We start from the raw sequence: 19928 nt of genomic DNA on the forward strand, positions 1-19928 counted from the left end.
CCCCCCCCCCCCCCCCCCCCCCCCCCCCCCCCCCCCCCCCCCCCCCCCCCCCCCCCCCCCCCCCCCCCCCCCCCCCCCCCCCCCCCCCCCCCCAGGGTGGGTGCAGGCCTTGGACGGCCACTGTCTCGAGCGCTCCCCACCGCCTCGGCGGGGACGACCGAACCGACGAACGGAACGACGACCTTGAAGGTCCTGATCGCCGGCGGCGCCGGCTTCATCGGCTCCACCATCGCCTCCGCCTGCCTCGACAACGGCATCACCCCCGTCATCCTGGACAACCTCGCAACAGGCCGCCGCGCATTCACCGAGGGCAGGGTCTTCTATGAGGGCGACATCTGCGACGGCGCCCTCGTCGACCGCGTCTTCACCGAGCACCCCGACATCAGCGCGGCCGTCGACTGCGCAGCCCTCATCGTCGTCCCCGACTCCGTCGCCAACCCGCTCGGCTACTACCGCGAGAACGTCTCCAAGGGCATCCAGTTCCTCGAGCACCTGGTCCGCAACGGCTGCCACAACCTGCTGTTCAGCAGCTCAGCCTCGATCTACCAGGCCGACCCCGAAGACTTCTCCGTCGACGAGAACTCACCGCTGGAAACCCTCAGCCCCTACGCCCGCACGAAGATGCTCTTTGAGACGATCCTGCGCGACGTCGCCGCCTCCAAAGTCCTCAACGTCATCTCCCTGCGCTACTTCAACCCGATCGGCGCCGACCCCGAGCTCCGTACCGGCCTGCAGATCCGCACGCCCACGCACGCCCTGGGCAAGATGATCGACGTCCACCACGCGGGAGAGCCGTTCTCGATCACCGGCACCGACTACCCCACCCGTGACGGATCCGGCATTCGCGACTACATCCACGTCTGGGACCTCGCCCGGGCGCACGTCGCAGCGCTCCAGCAGTTCGCCCAGATCACCGCGGCCGATCCGTACCGGGTCATCAACCTCGGCACCGGCCAGGGCACCACGGTCCGCGAACTCATCGCCGCCTTCGACTCTGTCACCGGCACACCGCTGACCACCATCGAGACCGACCGGAGGCCCGGCGACTCCGCCGGCGCCTACGCACGCGTCGACCTCGCTCAAGATCTCCTCGGCTGGAAAGCCGAGCACTCCATCACCGAGGGCATCCGCGACTCCTTGCGCTGGTACGCCAAGCGCGACACCGTGATCGGCCCCGAATGAACCACTGACGGACCATCCCGGAGCCACCAGTACCCCTGCGCTCGACGCGGGCACACTGGTGGACTCTGGGTTCATGCCTCATGTGGTTGCGTGCGAGCCTCCAGGTCAGCAGGCAGGGGGTGTTCGTCCGGCGTCGCGCCCTCCTTGTCCCACAGAAAGGAGCGGACGGTGCTCTTCCCCTTGTAAGTGTTGCGGCTGGCGCACTCCGGGCCGCGCAGGTAGCCGTGCCGTGATCGTGGCAGTGGTCCCAGACCAGACCGACGCCTACAGCACTCCAATCCGGCCGAAGCGGCAGGGCACTGCCGTCATGGCCGTTACTCAGCAGCTCGCCCGCATCTCGAGAGGTGTCTGGGCTCCACCGGCGCACGACGCGCTGGAGCCGGGTTGGGCATCGGCTCTGCTGAAACGTTGCGGCGAGGTGGCCGGACTCGAAGAGGTCCATCTCGATGCCCTGCGCTGGCCCACCGACGGCGACACGGCTCTGGACCTCGGCTTCCTCGACACCCACCCGCATGCCATAGCCCCTTCGGGGGTGCCCCCACCGGCCTGGGTGTCTCTCAAGTGGCACACGTCTCGGAGCTGCTTCGCCAGATCGACATGCCCGTCCTTCTCGCCGCCCTGCCAGCCGACGAGCGTGACCGTGCTTCCTTGATTGACCAGGTGGGCTCCATTACCGGAAGTCTGAGGGCATACCTGTTCGAGCACTTCAATGCCTTTCGTGACTTCTACCTCGACGTAGCCGAGCGACACCTGCACGTTGTGCTCTGGTGGGACTGACCCGCGATCCTCTCGGATCCGGGGAGCAAGAGACGGCCTCGGCCTTCGCCCTGGCCTCGCGGGGTTCATCCCCGCAGGTGCGGGAAGCAGACGAACTTGCTGGTGCCGAGGGTGATGATCTGGGGGCCATCCCCGCGTGCGCGGGGAGCAGCCCGGGGCCGCTGATAAACGGCGGAGCCCGGTGGGGTCATCCCCGCGTGCGCGGGGAGCAGCGGCCCCCTCCTGAGAGCCGGGTAGGCCGGTAGGGGTCATCCCCGCGTGCGCGGGGAGCAGACGACCTCCAGAGCCTTCCCCGGCTTGACCAAGGGGTCATCCCCGCGTGTGCGGGGAGCAGCCCTCGTTGGAGGTGTCGTCGTTGGTCGGCCAGGGGTCATCCCCGCGTGTGCGGGGAGCAGGCTGACGGACCTGGCACTTTACGGCGGCTGCAGGCTCGTTTGCAGCACTTCCTCAGATTCCGCCATATAGGTCTTAATCCCAGATAGCGCCTAACAGAGGCCATTGCGGCGTCGACGTCGACCTGGGAAAAGGCCAGGCTCAGGTGTCTTCCACGGGGCGGTTCCAGTGCCAGGCCTCTCTGAGGGCTTCGAGTTCGAGGCGGGCAAAGTGCTCGCCCCAGTTGCCGCGATAGCCGCTCTCCCCGTACCTCCGCGCGACTTGGCCAAGTAGCGCGCACAGCCGTACGTCAGTGGAACCAGACAACGAGACGTACGTTCGGCCCGCGGGCCTTCCGGAGCTCTTCCCAGGACGCGCGGGACGACGACGGGTTAAGGGTTCGCCGAGAACGCCCTGCACGGCGTGTTCTGACCCCGGTTCGCCGCGCGACCTGGAGGGGCCCATTCACGACGAACGTCACCGCGGCCATGCCCACGGCCGACGCGGCCCCGAGCGCCGCACGCCAGGCCAGGCCAGCACCATGACGACAGGCATTGAGCAACTGGCAGCAGCCGTTCAACGAGATCCTTCATTCACCGTTCGACCAACGATCACGCCAGAAATGACATCTAAGCCTCCGCGTGCGGCAGCTGTGCCAGGGCATCGGCCAACTGCCGTACGGACACGGAACCGGACTCCGGCAGGCCGGCCTGCGCCCAGGCTTGCTGCGCGACGGAGGTGTCGCCTTCCGCGGCGGCGAGGACGTTCTGCTTCGCGCTGTTCTCGTTGACCGGGTCGGTGTCGACACCGAAGTCGGCGAGGTGCACGACGATGCGGACCTCCAGCTTGGCGTTGGAGGCCATGCGCTCGTTGAGCCGGTAGACCCGGACCCGGTGGCCGACCAGGGCTCGGGCGCGCTCGATCATCGCCCGGCCGGCCTCTGAATCACCACGGTCGGTCCGGATCGGCTGCTCGAGCTCGCCGGAGGTGTTGCGCAAGACCAGGACACCGCGGGTGCTGGAAGCCTCCACCCGTACGTCCAGCAGCGTCGCCGTGAACTGCTTCGCGGCGTCCAGGCGTGCGATGTCCTGCCCGACCGTGTCGCCGAGCACGTAGAGGCTGACGGCGCGCTCCCGGACCCGGTCGGTCCAAGCGGCCTCCTGGTCGGCGGGGCACGGGCCGACGGCATGTACGGCAGCGATGACGAGGTCGAGGTCGCGAGGATTCACCCGCCCATGATGCCGCCTGGGCAGCCATCACCCTCGTGACCCATCGAATCACCAAGGCGCGCAAGCCCCCCGAGCGGTACTCACCCCCTGCTCTGACCAAACACATCGAGCCATCCGACCTCGCCTACACAACGTCAGCACCACCCGTCCCGACCACAGAATTCGGCATGGCGGCCTCACAAGTAGGCAGTCAGGAATCGGTGACCTCTGGGCTAACCGGGGGCAGTGCCCACGGTTCCAGCGTTCCGTCACAAAGCTCGGCCAGAAACTGTACGGCTCCGCCTTCGTAGTGCCACCAGCCCCCGTTGCGAGACGCGACGGTGACCCGCCACTGTTGCGGGCTGCGCTCGATGGCGCTCCACAAGAATCGGTCTCCCTCTGATGACTCGCCCCAAGGCAGCAAGCCGCCGGGTGCCGGATACGGGAGGCTGTTGCCGGACATGGAAGATGACCTTGGCGGCGACATTCAGGATGCTCACGAGGACGCTGAAGCGGTTCACTCTGTGGAGTGAGCGTTCGTCATCACGGTGTCGGCTGCGTGTGCGTGCTGTCGCGGTCGGGGCATGCCGAACGAGCGATCACGTTCGCGGCGCCGTTCGGCCGGCAGGCGAGGAACGGCGCGGGTCGCGGTGTTGTCAGTCCGCCTGCTCGCGCCAGTGTGCGGAGCTGTGCTGCACGTCGGCGATGCTCGGGTGGCGGACGGCGTCCAGCCCGTCGTCGGCGAGCAGGTCGGCGATGAGTGCCGGGCTGCCGAAGACTTCCGTTGCGCTCAGGTCCCAGTTGGTGAGGACGAACCAGGAGCGGTCCAGGGGCCACCAGTGCGCGGGGAACTGCTTCGAGACGGTCCGGTCAGGCGGCTCGCAGGCATCGCGGTGGGCCAGTGCCTGATCGAGGCGTCCGCGCCGGGCCGGGATCGGGGCGGGGAGGTCTTCGATGGCGGCCTGGGCCCAGTGGCACTGCGTGCTCAGGCCGTCAGGACTGTGCCGGGCCAGGATCTCGACCAGGCGGGCCAGGCACTCCCGGTCGATCTCTCCAAGGGACGGGCCTTCGAGCTCCTGGGACAGGCCCAGATCGTCCAGGACTCTCCAGGACGGGGTGTACTGCCAGTCCTCCAGGCGTCTGCCGGCGTCTGCCAGCAACTCGTTCCACCGGACCCGCTTGCCTCCCTGGCGGACCGTGTGGAGAACCCAGCACCGCTCGGGGAAGCCGTCCTGCGGCTCGTAGCCCAAGATGGCGTCGTCCTGCTCCAGCAGCCGACGCATCCCGTCCAACGGATCATCGTCCGGTACAAGCTCCAACGTGCTGTTCCTCATTATTTCGACCGTATTTCCCGGCTTTGACAACTAGCCAAGGTTATAGGACAAGCTGAGGAAAAGGCCTCCGGTGAGCAGGGTGACAACGCCCCAGGGGTCGACGGCCGTCCAGGCCGCGAGGCGTTGTCGGGCGGTACGAGCTGCCTCGCCCAAGGCGTCGAGTGCCTCGGCGAGCGGGTTTCCTCGCGGTTCGAAGGGGCCGGCGTCGGGGTCGAGCCGGTAAGCGTGGACGGTGGCCTGACGGCGCCAGAACTCCGCTTGCGCGGCAGCCCGGCGGAGCCATCCGAGAACCGTCGCGGCGGGCAGCTGAAGGCGCTCGGCGATCGGGCGGTGACCGTGCCCGTCGGCGTGCTGGAGCAGGGCCGCGGCGATGGTGTGGATGCTGTCCGCGCGCCGGAGCAGGCAGTACGGCGGCAGCAGCACGTGGGTGGTGCGGCAGGGCCGGCACCGGGCCCGCTTCGGCCGCAACCGGCGGACGTGCCCGCCCCGCAGGCGGATCACCCGCTCCCGGGCGAAGCCCCACGGCCGCAGGGGCACCTGGCAGGCCGGGCACGACGGCAGCTCGGTGTCCTCGATGTTGGGTACGACGATCACGTGCTGCTGCCTCCCGCATCCCACCAGCGTCACCGGAGCCCTGTCCCCTTCGCCAGGGGCGGTTCGTGTTGCACGCTGCCCCGGAGATTGATCAACCAGTCCGGACACAGCCGCGGCCTCACCCGAACGAGATCAAGCGACACCGTGACGACGAAGAGCGAACCCAGGGCCGCACGCAGCCCGGCCGAGACCAGTTGATGTTCATCGTGTCGTCGCACACGAGCGTCAACACCGAGGGCTTGGGCCATGGTCACCGTGAATGACGCGGACCCTCAGTTTCGTGCCCATGCAGCACGTCGCTCAACAGGAGGCGCAGGTCGGCGGCATCAACAGAGTCCCACCAGTCCCGAGCATCCCGCATGGCCCGCAAGCGGTAGATCTCCCTGCCCGGGTCAGGAAGGCTGACGAGGAGGAAGTCGTCGAGCGCGAAGGCGGGATACCACTCGGCCAGGCGCTTGAAGTCGGAAGGCAAGATGACGCCGAGGCCGTCCTCAATGATGGTCCAGTCAAGCCCCGCAGGCTTCGGCCGGCGGTGATCAACCAGCCCGGGAACAGCCCCCTCCAACGTGGCGACCGCCTCGTCTGGATCAAGAATCCTGCGGACCGGGGCCTGGGTCCCGATGAAGTCGTCTGCAGCCATGGCGAGCAGCGTGCCAGATCGCTCCGACAAGCAGTTCAGCCAGGCCCTATCGCTCCCAAGGTGGACCGCCACCCACAAATCGGACACACGAAGATGTCAGACCATGCAGGCTCGGGCAGCTCCCGGCTTCGTTCGTATGATCGCGGTAGGTGCCGGGTGCGGCAGCAGGGGGGAATCCGCGTCGGTCACCTTGACGCGTGACTGTCCGGCTCACCGGTTTGGAAACGTCGGCGACCATGGGGTGCGCGAGCGCCGCCACCCGACGAACGCTGCTCATCAGGACCGACCGACCGGCTCTCGGCAGTGCGGGGCTGTGCTGCTCGTCTGCGGGGTGTCGGCGATGGGGCGTAGCCGGGATGGGCCGGGGGCGGGATGTCTGGTGCGGCCGATGGCCGGTGTGTCGCGTCTGCGGTACCGGAGGCGGGCGGGACGCGGGATAATCGGGTCCATGGTCACGCTCTCCTCCAGTGGTACGGCGCCTTCCGCGGCCGAGGTGCTGCACGCCCGCTACGCGGGACGGCTGCCCGCCTCGCTGGAAAAGCTCGCGGGCCCGCAGCACGGCATGGTCGAGCTGCCGCTGCATGTCGCCTGGTCCGGGCTGCGCGCCTACGACCTGGACCGCCCGCGCCTGCGCATGGGCCTGTACCGCACGGTCCTGGCCGAGGGCCGGCACGAGGACCTCGTAACCTTGCTCAACCGCGACCTGCTCCTGGCGCAGTGGCCCGTCCTGCGCACCCTGGTCAGCAGGCACATCCGGCAGGTGTGGGAGGAAGCCTTCCCCGAGCTCGCAATCGCCGGGTCCGCCGCCGCGTGAAACTGAGCGACCTGCACCGCCGGCTGCTGGCCGCCGTCATCGACGTCGGCACCCCGTACCCGCTCGTGCTGACCGGCGGGTACGCCGTCCAGGCCCACGGCCTCGTCGAGCGGCTGAGCCAGGACCTGGACGTGGCCACCGAGAACCCGGCCCCGATGGCGGACATCGTCGCCGACCTGGAGCAGGGCCTGGCCGCGCGGGGCTGGCAGGTGCGGGTGATCGACGTGGACGCGCTCGCGGCCCGCCTGATGGTCGTCGACCCGGACACGGGAGAGGAGTGTGAGGTCGACGTCCTCAAGGAGCACTTCTGGACGCCGCCGGCCCAGACCGAGTACGGGCCGGTCCTCGCCTTCGACTCCGTCATCGGCACGAAGGTCCGCGCCCTGGCCGACCGGGGCGCCGTCCGCGACCTGATCGACGTACACGCGGCCTCCCGCCACCGCACCACCAGCGACCTCGAACGGCTCGGCCGGCGCCACGGCCGTGACGAGTTCCGCCTCCACGACCTCCGCGACCGCCTCGCCGGGGCCGACTGGGCGGACGACGCCGAATTCGCCGCCTACGGCCTCACCGAGGACGAGACGGCCGAGCTCCGCCTCTGGGCCCTGCGATGGGCCGAGGACCTGGACCGGCGCCTGCACGACGGCCTCGACGACGAGGGATGACGCGCGCCACGGATCCCTCTGGCGGATCCGGACCTGGAGGCCACTGCTGACGACGACGTGCGGTACGTGCGCTCGACCGGAGGGTCGGGCTGACGAAGGGGCGGGGCCGCCCACGGCCCCTGTGTGTGGGTGGCCGGTTGGATCTCCCCGCGTGCGGTCATCTGATGGGGAGGTAACTGGCCACGAGATCGGTGACCCTCAGTGACTCTTCTCGGGTGTGTTACTCATCCCGTTCGGCGGTTCCTGCTACGGCCGGGCCGAGGCCGGTAGGGAGATTGGACACCGCCAAGGCGACGGCATCCTCGACCGTGGCAGTCTCGCCGATGGTGTTGGCGTACGGGTGCTTCGCCACGCGATAGGGGCTGCCGTCGTGTGCGGGGACGATGGCCACCTCATCCCGGAAGGGGAATCCGGTGCAGGAGCTGAAGCCGAGCGTCCAATGGCTGGAGTACACGTAGAGCTGTCGCAGCCGCGGATCGGCGTGAGCCGCTTCTACGAGTGCGCCGAACCCCGGGAAATCCGGGGCCTTCGCCGCCTGCTCCCGCATTTTCCGCCACTGCAGCTCTACCACCGCCTCCGGCCCGCGTTCGTACGCCTCGGCGCGTTCACTGAAGTACAGAAAGGGCAGCCCGACCTGCAGCTCCCGCAGGTCCCCGCCCTGTGCCCACGCCAGACCGGCTTTGACGACATCCGTCAGGTCCGGCGTGGCTCCGGTAATGAGCTCAATGCCATGGCCCCATCCGGAGACGCTGAACGAGCGGCTGTCTACTCCGATGTAGATGGACAGCGGCTTGCGCCCTGGGACCGACGAGGCAATGCCCGCCGTAACGGGGGAACCTCCTTCGTAGGGAACCACCGTGAGGTCGACATCGAGTTCGGCCGCCAGTTGTTCCAGCGCTGCGGTCAGGCTGCCCGCAGCAACCAGGTCAGGATAAAGATCGGAGTCCACCTGCACAGTCTGCCCTTGCAATGCCGCCAGGAGAACCGCGATCAGGCACAGCGGTAGGGGACGGGTGCGTACGTCACTCCGGGTGGCTGTTGCTCGCGCACTGGGGAGCGTATCTGGCCGCCGGTGGGAGCCGTGAGCGGGGAACTGCTGGCCGTACGTGGGGAAAAGATCTTGGCGCTGTCACCTGTGTGCAGTGACCTGGCCAGTAGACGATGGCGACGTTCGCGCGCTGCGCCATGTCGAGGTGGATTCGCTGGGGAGGGTGCAGGTCAGCAGGTTGGTCGCCGCGAGGTAGATCACTGAGTCCTATTCAACCCGACCGCGATGCGGGGCGGTTGTCGGTCAAAGGCTGCACATGACTACGAATCTCCTGGTAGGCGGTCTCGACCGAGATCACCGGTGTCCGCGGGGAGCTCCGCGTGGGGGAACTCGCGAGTCGGTTCGTGTCCATCAGCTGGGATGTCTGTGGGTTCGGTGGGAACGCCGGGGTGCACTGCCGCGAGGCGGCGGGCTTCGGCCATGACCTCAGCGTCGATCTCGGCTGCTGCTTTGTCGCCGTGCTCGAGGAATCCGTACTCGTCATCGAGTTCGGCGAGCCGTTCCGTCAGGGGCAGATCATGCCCGTAGCGCTGGTTGATCCGGAAAGTGAGCTCCCAAGGTTTCAGTCCGCCGGCCAGCATGCGGCGTGCGAGCGCTCGCACGGCAGCTTCTTGGCCGGCTTCGCTGGTGGCCGGATGGAGAATGAGGCCGAGCTCATCGAGGGCTTCGGGGAGCAAGAAGTGCACGTCGTAGTCCGCCTCGGCGCGTGCGCAGGCTGCCAGCACCCGAAGTCCAGGGCTGTCGAGGCCGGCGACGAGCGCGTCACAAGCCGCGCTGACGACATCGCTTGCGGGGATCTCACCCACGCTCCAGAGTGCGGCGCGGTCCTGTAGTTCGCTGGCTGCTGCATCGGTCGACGGCATTCGCCCATGATCCCTTCACTCTCGGGTCCCGGTCGAACAGGTTTCACTGGTGCTGCTGCTTGCCTGTTTCCAGCTGAGCACGCGCGTAGTCCGGGCAACGCATGGGGTGCCGATGAGGTCGACAACACTGACGGGGTAGTCGAGTCCGTTTTCGACGGGCGGGAAATTCTATGTCACCGCCAGGCTGCTCGGCCATGCCCTCCCCACGGCGGCCCTGCCGCAAGAGACCCGCCGTGAAGGGCTGCCGACGAGCTGGAAGGATCGCGCCTCCAAGAGTCCTGGCACCATCCCCGCAGACGCGGGGAGCAGCAGCGAGATCACGAGCACCGACCCCGCCACGGGCTGGCGCGGGTAGCAGTGCACCCTCGGCGCAGACATCATCACTGTGGAGGGTCCATCCCCGCGAGTGCCGGGGAACAGTCCATCCGGCTCCGCCAGGACGAGCTCGGCCATGGTTCATCCCCGCGGGCGCGGGGAGAAGGACGCCATTGTCCGCGGCCTCATCCCGCACCGGGGTCCATCCCCACGGGCGCGGGGAGCAGCTCGAAACGATCTCAGGAGCGCTCGCCGACGCGGGTCCATCCCCGCGGGCGCGGGGAGAAGTCCTCCTCGGCCTTGAGGAAGGCCTCCTGCATGGGGTCATCCCCGCGGGCGCGGGGAGCAGCGGTTCGCGGTTCCCGTCCCACCATTTGCGCAGGGGGTCATCCCCGCGGGCGCGGGGAGCAGATGGTGTGCCTCCGATGGGTTGTCGTGGAGGTGGGGTCATCCCCGCGGGCGCGGGGAGCAGTTCGCGACTGGGGCGCGGCCCGCGGCCGTCGCCGGGTCATCCCCGCGGGCGCGGGGAGCAGTCCAGCCGACGGTCGGTGTGCTCGGCGAGCCAGGGGTCATCCCCGCGGGCGCGGGGAGCAGCCGAGCTTGGACCGCGTCTTGGTCCAGAGGATCGCCTCGTTGCCGGGGTCATCCCCGCGGGCGCGGGGAGCAGTTTCCTAGCGGCGCAACGAGGTACGTGAGCTGTGGGTCATCCCCGCGGGCGCGGGGAGCAGAGCCGTCCGCGGATTGCCAGAGCGTTCCATGTGGGGTCATCCCCGCGGGCGCGGGGAGCAGGGCAGCTGTCGCTTGGTCGAGGTCAGCCAGGTGGGGTCATCCCCGCGGGCGCGGGGAGCAGGGTCGGTGAGCAGCCACTCTATTCGTGAGACGGGCGTTTCTGAAGCACTTTCGCCGACTCCGACATAAGGGGCATACCGGCGATTTGATGTGCCTTCTTCGGGAGTAAGCCCGCACCGGTCCTCGCGGCAGCCGCATTTGCTCAATCCGCTGCCGACTACTGGCGGGGATCCTGGCTCCTCCCCGTCAGGGCGGCTGCTCGTACGTCCGTGCAGCGTCGGGGCTTCTCGGCGCGGGCGATATCGCTACGCCGACGCACGGGGGGTCCTGGCTTTGGACGGTGGGGGAGTGGTGATCCGGGGCATCGCGGCGGCGGGCGACTTCGCGGTGGCTGGCAGCAGGGTTAGCGCGAGGCGGGCGGAGTGGGTGTCGGCGGATTCGGCCAGGCGGTGGAGGGACTGGACGTCGGCTGCGGTGAAGCGGGTCGAGGCTGCGGCTGCCGTGACCATGGCTCGGGCGCGCTGGGCGACGTCGCCGTACGGGGCGGCTGCCGGGCCGGTGCCGTGGGGCGGGAGTTGTTGCCAGGCGTCCCGGAACGCCGTGACCCTGGGGTGCTTGGAGGCAGCGAGTTCCTGGCCCATGGGGCTGCTGATCCATGCCTGGAAGTGAGCCGTGACCTCTTCTGCGGCCCGTACGACGTCTTCGCGGGTGGCGTACGCCCCGCTGCTGGCGAGCTGCTGGCCGGCCGAGGGGGCCGTGGCTGCGGCTGTGCTGTAGACGATGGCGGAGTCGGAGAGCTTCAGCAGGGCGTCCGCGGTGGGGAGGTCTCCTGCGAGGCGGGCTGCCAGTGCCGTCGCACACGAGGAGATGGCCTCGCAGGCGCGGATGGACGCCGTCTTCCAGAACCCCTGGAAGCGGATGTCGGCGCGCAGGTCGTCCCAGGCGGGGCCGGCCTTCTCCTTCATGACGTCCCACAGGTGGTGCAGCGCGCCTCGTACGGTCTGCAGCCGCTGCCACTCCGGGAGGTCTTTGAGGCGTTCGGCGTGGGCGTCGACGCCCGTCAGGGCGGTGCTGACGGCTGCCGCCGCGGGGGCGGCTTCCGGTACGGCGGCTGTTCGCGCGGGCTTTGCCGTCGCCGGTGTCGCTGTCGGGGTGAGGGCGGCCATGTCCGCGGACACCGCGTCCCGTACCTCCCGGGCGCTGACCGTGGGTACGAGTTCCTCCCAGGCGGCCCACAGTTTCTCGCGTTCCGGCCAGTCGAACTCAAGTGGGGCCGCTGCGGGGGTGGGGCGCTGTGGCTGGGTTTCGGGTTTCCAGAGTGGCAGTGGGCGCGTGGCGAGGGCTTCCAGGGTGCTCGTCCGGTTCACGGGTGTGGCCATGGGGGCTGCCTCCTGGCGGTCAGAGCGGGGCGTTGAGTTCGGCATCTCGGCGGGCGAGTTCGGCGGCCGCGGGGTGGGTGGCCGGGGCTGTGGTTGTGTCGGAGAGCGTCAGGTACAGCTCGAAGGCCTCGTCGCTGCCGGCCGGCGGGGGCACGATCAGCGGCGGCTCCTGGTGGGTACCGGTCGCGCAGGCGGCGAGCTGCAGGCGCGGGGCGAAGGCGTGCAGGGTGTTGATCCAGTCGGCTTCGGCGAGTTCGCGCCCGGGTGCTTCGTCCCCGGCGTACGTGCGCATCCAGCCGGCGTAGAGGGCGGTGAGGTGTTCGACGACCGCGGTGTGCCGGTACCAGCAGTGGGTGATCGTGTTGTGGAGTTCGAAGGTTGTGCGGAGCCAGTCGACCCATCCGCCGAGCTCGCGCATCCGCATGCGTCGTTCGGCGGGTTCCATGGCGGCCCATACCCAGCGCTGCGGCTCCGGCCGCTGGGCTGCCGCGCCGGGTGGCATCGGCCAGAGGTCGGCCGGGTTCAGCGGGTCGGTCATGGTCGCGTTCCCTTGGGGCCGGGCTCGGCGAGGAGCTTCTTGAGGTCCTTGTCGCGGAAGGTGAGGCGCATCCGGACCTTGATCGGCGGCAGGTTCGTGTACTGGGCGATCGCGGTGAAGTCGGGGAGCTGCTGGAGGGAGTGGACCGGCGCGAGGTCGGTCTCGGTGGCCTGGGTGTTGGTGGAGTGCTCCCCGCGGGAGCGGCCGTGGCTGGTCTTCATGACCTCGGTGCGCCCGTAGAGGCCGGAGAAGTAGCGCAGGGTCTCCAGGTCGCCGCAGCCGGGCAGCAGCATGCGCAGGCCGCTGGCGGACAGGACGGTGTTGGCCTTCTGCACGCCGAGGGATTCGCGGAGCTGGGACAGGTCGTGCCAGACGGTGAGGAGGGTGATGCCCATGCCGCGGCCGGTGGTGAGGATGTTGGGCAGCCGGGGGTAGCGGAGCATGTTGCCAGCTTCGTCGACGAGGATGCCGACGCTGGGGTTGATGGGCTTGCCGGTGGAGTTGTAGCGGGATTCGGCGGCGTGGATGGCGCCGGCGATCAGGGAGCTGATGAGCGGGGCGAAGCGGTCCGCGTCGGCCTCGGAGGCGATGATGCAGATGGTGCCCCGCTCGTCGAGCCATTGTTCGAAGGTGAAGTCGGAGCGGGAGCAGGTCTCGCGGACTTCTTCGTCGGCGAAGACCCGTGCGAGGACGTTGAGGCTGAACTGGATGGATCCGATGCCGTCCTCGTGCAGGCGCAGCCAGGGGGATGCGTAGTCGTCGGCGACGTCGTTGTAGCCGTGGGCGAGGAGGATGGCGCGGACATGGTCGACGGCGTCCTTGCCGAGCGAGATCCAGCGACGCATGTCGTTGATGCCTCCGCCGGAGAGCCTGGCGGCGAGCATGATGCCTTTGAGGACGCTTTTGGCCTGGTCGATCCAGGGGGCGGCCCGCTTGTCGTCGCCGGAGGAGGAGCCTTCGGCGGACCAGGCTGCCATCCGGTCGGCGGCCTTGGCGTCGGTGCAGTACTCGACGGGTGACCAGTGGTCGGTGGCGCGGCCGGGGATGCCGGCGGGGGCGATGACCCAGATCGGGCCGATGGCGCGGCGGCGGGCGTGGATGACGTCGAGGTCGGCGGCCTTGGTGGTGGTGACCACCAGGGCTCCCTGCCATTCGGCGGCGTTGGGCAGGACCAGGCCGGTCGTCTTCGAGGAACCGGGTACTCCGAAGACGGTGGCGGAGATGTTGGACTGGGCGGCGACGATCGCCTTGGTGCGCTGGCCCCGTCCGGCGGTGATGCGGTTGAGGCGCTTGGCCGGGTCGTTCGCCGCGGACATCTTCCGCTCGATCTTGGCTCCTCCCCACTGGGCTCCTCCGGAACCTCCGCCGAAGGACGACACCACGCCGGCGGCCTTCACGATCAGGGCTCCCAGGGCGAGCACGAGGAACACGGTGAGGGCGTAGAACAGCCACGAGGGCGGGGCCGGGTGGTAGACGGAACCGGGCCCCTTGGCGAGTGCCGAGATCACGGTGACCGGGATGCTGTCGGTGCTGCGGACCCAGCCGTTGCCCGACAGGAGTCCGGCGAGCGGTCCGGCCGCAAGAACGGCGGCGCCGACGGTGACGACGAGGCCCGCGCCGTATGCAGCGAGCAGGCTGTTGTCGTCGAGTCCCGCGGCGGCGGGGCCGCCGGTGCGTCCGGAGGACACCTCAGATCACCATCTTCTCGTCGGTCTCGAAGAGGCGTTCCTCGGTGCGCGAGAGCATGAGCTGGACGGCGTGCGAGCCGCCTCCCCGGCCGACCTTCCACAGGGCGCGGCCGCGCTGGCCGGCGCCCCAGGACCCGATGAGGTTGCATTCGGAGTCGGTGAGGCCGATGGCTTCGCGGGTGATCTGCAGGGGCCGGGTGTCCTGCGCGAGCTGGATGCGGGTCTCGCAGGAGGCGATGAGGTCGCGGGCGATGGCCACGGCCTCGGAGCCGGCCGCGCCCACCGACTCGAAGTCGGAGAGGCGGTGGGTGGCCAGGACCTGGATGGTGCCGGTCGCCCGGGACAGGCGCAGGTCGGCGTCGATCTTCTTGACCATGGTGGCGCCGCCGGAGCGCATCTGCCGCCACAGCTCGTCGCGTACGACGATCCACGGGCGCTGGCCGGGCTGGTCGATGGCCGACTGCGCCCAGGTGGACACGCAGGACAGGACCATGGCCACGGTCTCGTCGCCGTACTCCTGCAGGGCGGAGATGTCGACGGACTGGATGGGGGCGTCCCAGTCCAGGCCGATGGAGGTCTCCTCGTCGAAAAGGCCGCCGAGGTGGCCGGTGACCATGCCGCCGAGGGCGGATCGGATGGAGGCCATCTGCTCGCGGGCCCGCTGGACTTCGCCGTCGCGGATGCGCAGCTCGCGGGCCATGGCCTCGGTGGGGTCGCGCAGGCGGTCGTAGACGAGGGGGAGGGTGGGCACGGCGAAGCGGGTGGTGCCCGTGCCGTGGAGTTCACCGGTGACCTCCCGTACGGCGACATCCAGGGCTTCCTCTTCCTGGGGCTGCAGGGTGCGGCGCAGCTGTAGTTCCAGCAGGGCCTTGAGGAGGGTGAGGCGGCGGCGGTGGATCTCGGTGAGCCGGGACTTCAGTTCGGCGGGGTCCTTGATGAGGTCCAGGCCGGCGCCGAGCGGGCCAGCGTCCAGGGGGTTGAGGCGTCCGGGCAGGCCGGGGCCGAGGCGTACGGGTTCCACGCCCAGGTGGCGGCACAGGGCCTGGTACTCGCCCTTGACGTCGCCTGCGATCAGCGTGCGGTGCCCGAACGCCATCAGTCGCAGGGCCAGGGCTTTGACGTGCGCGGACTTACCGGACCCGGGGATGCCGGTGATCATGACGTTGGGGTTGGTGCACAGGCCCTCCTTCACCCAGACCGCGGGGTGGGCGCTGAAAGCCTCCGTGGTCAGCACGTTGCGCCCCATGTACGCGCCGATCGGCGGCAGGCTCGCGGCGTGCAGGAACGGGTAGACGCCCGCGGCGTTGGCGGTGTCGGCGCGCACCACCTCGGTACGGGGCATCGCGGCGGCCCGGCCGGAGAAGGGCTGGCTCCAGCCCTTCCTCGGCGCGACGCGCATCGCGGTCTCGGGATCCTCGAGTAGGCGGGCCCGGCGGCGTTCGCGGGCGGTGCGCTGCGCCGGGACGGGTACGGGCGGGCGGCCCGCGACGCCGGCGGCCTCGTCGATGCCGATGGCCTCCAGCAGGGTGTCGCCCGCGGTGCGGCGGGAGAAGATGCCCATCAGAACCCCGTCCTGCGGTCGGGCAGGCCCTGGCCGAGCGGCAGGGCTCCGGTGGCGAATCCCGTGTCCTGGGCGCCCCACATACGGCGTACCTCGAGCCCGGAGGCGGCGGCATCGGCCTGCAGTTCGGCGCAGGCGGTCTCCAGCTCGTCGAGGTCGGTGACGGTCACGGTCAGGACGGCGGTCATCCGCACGACGCCCTGACCGGAGGCGCGGGCGGCGTCCTGGGCCCGGGAGATGGCCTCCTCGCGGCGCTCGTCCTCGCTCTCGTCACGGCCCGACTTCGCCCGCAGGTGGCGGGCGGAGGACCGCTTGGCCTTGTCGCGGGCGAGTTCCTGGCGGGCCCGGCGCGGGCCGATCGGCTCGTACAGCAGGGTCATGGCCCGGCGGGCGTTCTGCCGCGGCCGCAGCAGCGGCTGCAGGACCGTCGCGTACACGGCGGCCTGGGGCCAGGTGCGGACCTGGTACGACACCGACCAGGCGCCGTCGTGCCGGTAGATGCCCCAGGCCGTCTCGGTCGCGGCGGGCCCGGCGAGGTCGACGTCGACACCGGGCGCGGTGCCGGACCAGCCGGGCAGCTCGGCCGCGGCGTTGCGGGTGGCGAGGACCTGCTGGGACTCGGGGTCGTAGGCGCTGCGTACGGTCTGGGCCACCGCGCGGGGCGGCAGCCATTCCACGACCTGCAGGCTCGCGGTGGACAGCGCCTGGCCCATCGCGTGCAGCTCACGGACGAGGACGGCCGCGGCCCCGGTCTGCCCGCCGCCGGCGCCCTTGATGGCCAGGCGGGCCCGGGCCGCGGAGAGGGTCACCGTCAGATACGTCTCGCGTGCCGCGGCCGCGGGACCGGCGCCGTCCATCAACTCGGCGAGCGCGGTCACGGCGGCGGCCGGCGCGTCGGGAGTGACGTGCCAGGCCGTCCAGGAGGCCAGGGCCGCGCCGTCGTCCGGAAGGCAGCGCTGATGCACGGCGATGCGGGTGACGGGGGAGTCCTCGGTGCAGTAACTGCGCAGGAACTGCGCCCAGGCGGCGACCCTGGAGGCCTGCTTGTCGGTGTCGACGAGGGCGAGGCCGGGGAAGGTGATCCGGGCGACGGCCGCGTACGTACCGGCGACGGGGTCGTGGACGACGCCGAGCTGTCCGCCGAGGCCGTCGGGGGCCTCGAGGATCCGCAGCCGGGCGAGGATGCCGGGCAGGTCCATCGGCTGACGCCCGGTCTTGGCGGAGCGGGGGGCGAAGGCGCCGGAGAAGAAGAGGTTGCGTCGGGTGGCCACGGAGATCTGGTGCCTTACTGCGAGAGAGATCCATTCGTCGGCGCTGAGTCCCATGACCCGCCCGAAGGCGAGGGCGAGCAGGATCAGCGCGATCGGCACGCACACGAAACCGGCCTGCCAGCCGACGTTGAACGGCAGGAGCGCGATCAGGGAGGCCGCGGCGACCATCGCGAAGCCGGGCCCGGACAGGCGTCCCATGAAGCCGGTCGTCTCGGACTGCCAGCCTCCGTAGGAGACGGGTTGTGACATGTCAGCCCTCATTCGGAGAAGCAGGTGCGGCGGGGGCGGGCGTCGGGGCGAGGGGCGGCGGTACGTCGGCAGGCGCCCCGCCCGGAGCCCCGACGGGAACGGGCGCGGGCATCGACGCCTCGCGGCGCGGGGGGATGACCACGTGCCGTCCGCCCCCGCCGGACTGATCCAGGCCCGCATTGGCGGCCGTACTGCCCAGACCGGACTCGAGGGAGTCCTTGCCGACCGCCAGCACCTGAAGCCCGAAAGCCGCCATGCCCAGCGCCCTGCCACCGAAGCGGCCCGCGGAGGCGCCGGCTGCACCACCGCTGCTGGCGCCAGTCGCGGAGCCGGCCGCGGGCATGGCGTTCTCCGACTCCAGCGCCCTGGTGTAACCGGATCCGCCCCCGACGGCGCCGGCGCCGCTGGGATCGGGCCGGTAGCCGCCGGTCATGGAGGATGCGGAGGAGCCCAGCGAGCTGATCCACCCCGAGGCGGCGGAGCTGCCCGCGCCGTTGCTGGTGAACGTCATGAACTTCGACAGGGCCGGCCAGCACAAGCTCGCCGCGAGGAACATGACGAAGCCGACGAGCATGTTCTGCACGCCCTTGCCCTCGGACATGGCGAAGAAGCCGATGGAGAAGCAGGCGACGATCGCGGGCTTCATCAGGACCAGGGAGATGAACGCGTTACGGGCCTTCGGCCACCACTCGGCGGTGGCGTCGGAGAGCTGCCCGGCGAGCGTGATGGGCATCGTCCCGATGATGATCATGATGCCGACCTGGCGCATCAGGATCTCCACCCACAGGGCGGCGATGACCAGGATGCAGACGATCCCCATGACGATGACGACCCCGACGGCGGATGCCGTCACCGTCTCCCCGGCGATGAGCGCGCCACCGACGGTCGCTGCGCCGCCGCCTCCGGTGATCAGGCCGCCGAAGAGCGTGCCGAGCTGCTGCTGCATGGCCTTCGTCGCGGAGTCCTGACCGCTGCCGCCGCCTTCGAAGGTCTTGTTGATGATCCAGGTCGAGATCTCGTCGGACCACTCCAGCGCCGTCTGCGCCACGACGAGGTAGACGGAGGAGACGACGGCCCACTTGGCCAGGCCGATCATCGCGGTCGCGGCCGGCCCGCCGTTGTGGCTGACCGCGACCTTGCCGAACTGGATCAGCAGCAGGAACACGGCCAGGACCGCCGACAGCGAGGCCATCATCATCGTGAACTTCGCGATGCCGGTGTCGTTCAGGTCGATGGAGGAGTTCTCGTTGAAGAGCGTCGCGAACTCCGCGAGCAGCCAGACGACCGACTTCCCGATGTAGGACGCGGCCTCCTTCAGCGCGTTGGAGGCGAACTCGGAGAACTTGCCGGCGACCCAGTCCATCGGCCCCTTGGCGGGCGGCGGGTACTTCCCCTCTCCCTCCTTCTGACAGACCACGAACGGCCTTCTGTCCTTCACGATGCAGTCGGTCAGGTACTGGTTGAGGGGTTCGTAGTTCTTCCACTGCTTGTCCGGGAAATCCTTGCGCCACCTCTCCAGGTGCCGGACCTCGGCTTCTGTCTGCTCCTCCGGAGCGCACTCGGTCGCACCGTTGCCGTCCGCGCCTTCGCAGGGAATCGTCCGGCCGGGGATGGGTGGGTCACCGGGACCGGGCCTGTGACACAAGGCTCGGTCGTCGATCTGGTCGACCAGGCAGTACCGCCCCTTGGAGTCGAGGCCGACGATGTCCTGCTCCCACTCCTTGGGGATGGGGTCGGGCGGGCCGACTGACGAGTGGTACTTCGGATCGTCGGCCGCGACAGCGGTCGACAGGGTGGCGCCGACACTCAGCAAAGAAAGAAGGGCGCAGAGCAGGACGAGAGCGCGTGAGGCGCGGTGGACTCGGTCAGTCGGCATGGCGGACCTGGACCCATCCGTCGTTCCAAGCGAAGCGGCTGGTGGGCTCGTAGGAGACAGGGAAGGACCGGAGGGAGTCGAACTCGTCGGTGAACTTCCAGGCCCCGTCCTGCCACTTCACGATGAAGTCGACAGTGGCTCCGCGCAGCGGATTCTCGTCGCGACCGCCCTTCGGGCCGGTGGCAAAGCGGTCGTAGGAGAGCCAGACCTGCATGACGTCACCGACCGGCAGGCCGGGTGCATGGACGGTCGTGGCCCGCGTGGCGTGGACAGCGGTGGCGAAGGTGATGTCGGCGGAGATCCCGCCCGAGGGCGGCAAACCGAGGGCCTCACGCATCTTGCGGATCTCGGAGACATGCTTGTCGACGTAGTCGGGCGCGTCCTTGGACGCCACCGCGGTCAGCTGCTGGAGGGCCTTCTCGTCGTCGAGCCAGGCGTACTCCTCCCAGAAGTAGACGACGGCAGAGATCCCGCCGCTGGGGGAGCCGGGGAAGCCGGTGGACACGCCGTCCTTCTGGCCCGTGGGCTTGCGGAGCGTGGTCTTCTTCCCCTTCTCCGGCGTCATCGGGCCGTCGGACGTGCCACTGCTCGTCGGCGCGGGTGCGCTGGCGGACGGAGTGGCCTGCGGCTGTCCCTCGGCGTCGTCCCGCATCAGAGTGGCGGCGGTGAATCCGCCCGCAACCAGGAGCGCGGCCACCGCGACGACAATGGCAGCGAGGACTAACCGAGCTCTGCGGGCCTTGAGCCCGTTCGAGGAGTCCATGC

Annotated in this window: 17 protein-coding genes and 2 CRISPR repeat arrays; of the genes, 4 read left to right on the forward strand and 13 right to left on the reverse strand. The window is 69.7% G+C overall.

The window, feature by feature from the left end:
• Positions 1–183: 183 nt before the first annotated feature.
• A complete protein-coding gene (gene galE, locus ACZ7GJ_RS25165) occupies positions 184–1182 on the forward strand; it encodes a UDP-glucose 4-epimerase GalE (protein WP_470754906.1) in 999 nt (332 codons plus the stop codon).
• A 561-nt stretch (positions 1183–1743) separates the two neighbouring features.
• The gene (locus ACZ7GJ_RS25170; RefSeq protein ID WP_470754907.1) at positions 1744–1959 is read left to right on the forward strand and encodes a hypothetical protein; all 216 of its coding nucleotides are present in this window, start codon (positions 1744–1746) and stop codon (positions 1957–1959) included.
• Between the two features lie 61 nt (positions 1960–2020).
• Positions 2021–2354: a CRISPR direct-repeat array (repeat unit 29 nt; unit sequence GGGGTCATCCCCGCGTGCGCGGGGAGCAG).
• Positions 2355–2960: 606 nt separating this feature from the next.
• On the opposite strand, the gene ACZ7GJ_RS25175 is transcribed toward ACZ7GJ_RS25170, so the two are convergent.
• The 4 genes from ACZ7GJ_RS25175 to ACZ7GJ_RS25190 all read right to left on the reverse strand — a co-directional run bounded on the left by ACZ7GJ_RS25175 (position 2961) and on the right by ACZ7GJ_RS25190 (position 6107).
• Entirely contained in the window at positions 2961–3560 is a 600-nt protein-coding gene (locus ACZ7GJ_RS25175; RefSeq protein ID WP_470754908.1) for a hypothetical protein, read from the reverse strand.
• A 635-nt stretch (positions 3561–4195) separates the two neighbouring features.
• The gene (locus ACZ7GJ_RS25180; protein ID WP_470754911.1) at positions 4196–4831 is read right to left on the reverse strand and encodes a hypothetical protein; all 636 of its coding nucleotides are present in this window, start codon (positions 4829–4831) and stop codon (positions 4196–4198) included.
• Positions 4832–4903: 72 nt separating this feature from the next.
• Entirely contained in the window at positions 4904–5500 is a 597-nt protein-coding gene (locus ACZ7GJ_RS25185) for a hypothetical protein (RefSeq protein ID WP_470754912.1), read from the reverse strand.
• Positions 5501–5717: 217 nt separating this feature from the next.
• Positions 5718–6107 (reverse strand): hypothetical protein, encoded by a 390-nt coding sequence (locus ACZ7GJ_RS25190; protein WP_470754914.1) that lies wholly within the window; start codon positions 6105–6107, stop codon positions 5718–5720.
• Positions 6108–6555: 448 nt separating this feature from the next.
• Here ACZ7GJ_RS25190 and ACZ7GJ_RS25195 point away from each other — a divergent pair, with 448 nt between their 5' ends.
• Complete coding sequence (locus tag ACZ7GJ_RS25195) at positions 6556–6921, forward strand: hypothetical protein (RefSeq protein WP_470754916.1); 366 nt, start codon at positions 6556–6558, stop codon at positions 6919–6921.
• Complete coding sequence (locus ACZ7GJ_RS25200) at positions 6918–7586, forward strand: nucleotidyl transferase AbiEii/AbiGii toxin family protein (RefSeq protein ID WP_470754918.1); 669 nt, start codon at positions 6918–6920, stop codon at positions 7584–7586. Before ACZ7GJ_RS25195 ends, ACZ7GJ_RS25200 begins: the two co-directional genes overlap by 4 nt.
• Positions 7587–7806: 220 nt before the next feature.
• Here the strand turns inward: ACZ7GJ_RS25200 and ACZ7GJ_RS25205 are convergent, their stop codons facing one another.
• The 9 genes from ACZ7GJ_RS25205 to ACZ7GJ_RS25245 all read right to left on the reverse strand — a co-directional run bounded on the left by ACZ7GJ_RS25205 (position 7807) and on the right by ACZ7GJ_RS25245 (position 19926).
• Positions 7807–8535 carry a DUF6193 family natural product biosynthesis protein gene (locus ACZ7GJ_RS25205; protein ID WP_470754920.1) on the reverse strand — a complete coding sequence of 243 codons (729 nt, stop codon included), beginning with the start codon at positions 8533–8535 and terminating at the stop codon, positions 7807–7809.
• A gap of 359 nt (positions 8536–8894) precedes the next feature.
• A complete protein-coding gene (locus ACZ7GJ_RS25210) occupies positions 8895–9497 on the reverse strand; it encodes a hypothetical protein (RefSeq protein WP_470754922.1) in 603 nt (200 codons plus the stop codon).
• 453 nt (positions 9498–9950) lie between these two features.
• Positions 9951–10662: direct repeats of the CRISPR family, unit length 28 nt; unit sequence GGGTCATCCCCGCGGGCGCGGGGAGCAG.
• Positions 10663–10906: 244 nt separating this feature from the next.
• Positions 10907–11980, reverse strand: coding sequence for a hypothetical protein (locus ACZ7GJ_RS25215; RefSeq protein ID WP_470754924.1), 1074 nt, complete (start codon positions 11978–11980; stop codon positions 10907–10909).
• A 19-nt stretch (positions 11981–11999) separates the two neighbouring features.
• Complete coding sequence (locus ACZ7GJ_RS25220; protein WP_470754926.1) at positions 12000–12518, reverse strand: hypothetical protein; 519 nt, start codon at positions 12516–12518, stop codon at positions 12000–12002.
• Positions 12515–14206 carry a type IV secretory system conjugative DNA transfer family protein gene (locus ACZ7GJ_RS25225; protein WP_470754927.1) on the reverse strand — a complete coding sequence of 564 codons (1692 nt, stop codon included), beginning with the start codon at positions 14204–14206 and terminating at the stop codon, positions 12515–12517. The genes ACZ7GJ_RS25220 and ACZ7GJ_RS25225 overlap by 4 nt, the downstream gene beginning before the upstream one ends.
• A 1-nt stretch (position 14207) precedes the next feature.
• Positions 14208–15767: a type VI secretion protein gene (locus ACZ7GJ_RS25230; protein WP_470754928.1), complete on the reverse strand. Its 1560-nt coding sequence runs from the start codon at positions 15765–15767 to the stop codon at positions 14208–14210.
• On the reverse strand, positions 15767–17287 hold the full coding sequence (locus tag ACZ7GJ_RS25235) for an SCO6880 family protein (protein WP_470754930.1): 1521 nt from the start codon (positions 17285–17287) through the stop codon (positions 15767–15769). Before ACZ7GJ_RS25235 ends, ACZ7GJ_RS25230 begins: the two co-directional genes overlap by 1 nt.
• Position 17288: 1 nt before the next feature.
• Positions 17289–19163 carry a hypothetical protein gene (locus ACZ7GJ_RS25240; protein WP_470754931.1) on the reverse strand — a complete coding sequence of 625 codons (1875 nt, stop codon included), beginning with the start codon at positions 19161–19163 and terminating at the stop codon, positions 17289–17291.
• Positions 19153–19926: a hypothetical protein gene (locus ACZ7GJ_RS25245; protein ID WP_470754933.1), complete on the reverse strand. Its 774-nt coding sequence runs from the start codon at positions 19924–19926 to the stop codon at positions 19153–19155. Before ACZ7GJ_RS25245 ends, ACZ7GJ_RS25240 begins: the two co-directional genes overlap by 11 nt.
• Positions 19927–19928 lie beyond the last annotated feature (2 nt).

The organism is Streptomyces sp. NPDC037242 (genome assembly GCF_055604165.1).

What these genes read in the sequence shown, in the direction of transcription:
- ACZ7GJ_RS25230 (WP_470754928.1), bottom strand. Translation starts at nt 15,767, where the DNA reads ATGGGCATCTTCTCCCGCCGCACCGCGGGCGACACCCTGCTGGAGGCC.
- ACZ7GJ_RS25215 (WP_470754924.1), bottom strand. Translation starts at nt 11,980, where the DNA reads ATGGCCACACCCGTGAACCGGACGAGCACCCTGGAAGCCCTCGCCACG.
- ACZ7GJ_RS25210 (WP_470754922.1), bottom strand. Translation starts at nt 9,497, where the DNA reads ATGCCGTCGACCGATGCAGCAGCCAGCGAACTACAGGACCGCGCCGCA.
- ACZ7GJ_RS25240 (WP_470754931.1), bottom strand. Translation starts at nt 19,163, where the DNA reads ATGCCGACTGACCGAGTCCACCGCGCCTCACGCGCTCTCGTCCTGCTC.
- ACZ7GJ_RS25220 (WP_470754926.1), bottom strand. Translation starts at nt 12,518, where the DNA reads ATGACCGACCCGCTGAACCCGGCCGACCTCTGGCCGATGCCACCCGGC.
- ACZ7GJ_RS25245 (WP_470754933.1), bottom strand. Translation starts at nt 19,926, where the DNA reads ATGGACTCCTCGAACGGGCTCAAGGCCCGCAGAGCTCGGTTAGTCCTC.
- ACZ7GJ_RS25195 (WP_470754916.1), top strand. Translation starts at nt 6,556, where the DNA reads ATGGTCACGCTCTCCTCCAGTGGTACGGCGCCTTCCGCGGCCGAGGTG.
- ACZ7GJ_RS25235 (WP_470754930.1), bottom strand. Translation starts at nt 17,287, where the DNA reads ATGTCACAACCCGTCTCCTACGGAGGCTGGCAGTCCGAGACGACCGGC.
- ACZ7GJ_RS25190 (WP_470754914.1), bottom strand. Translation starts at nt 6,107, where the DNA reads ATGGCTGCAGACGACTTCATCGGGACCCAGGCCCCGGTCCGCAGGATT.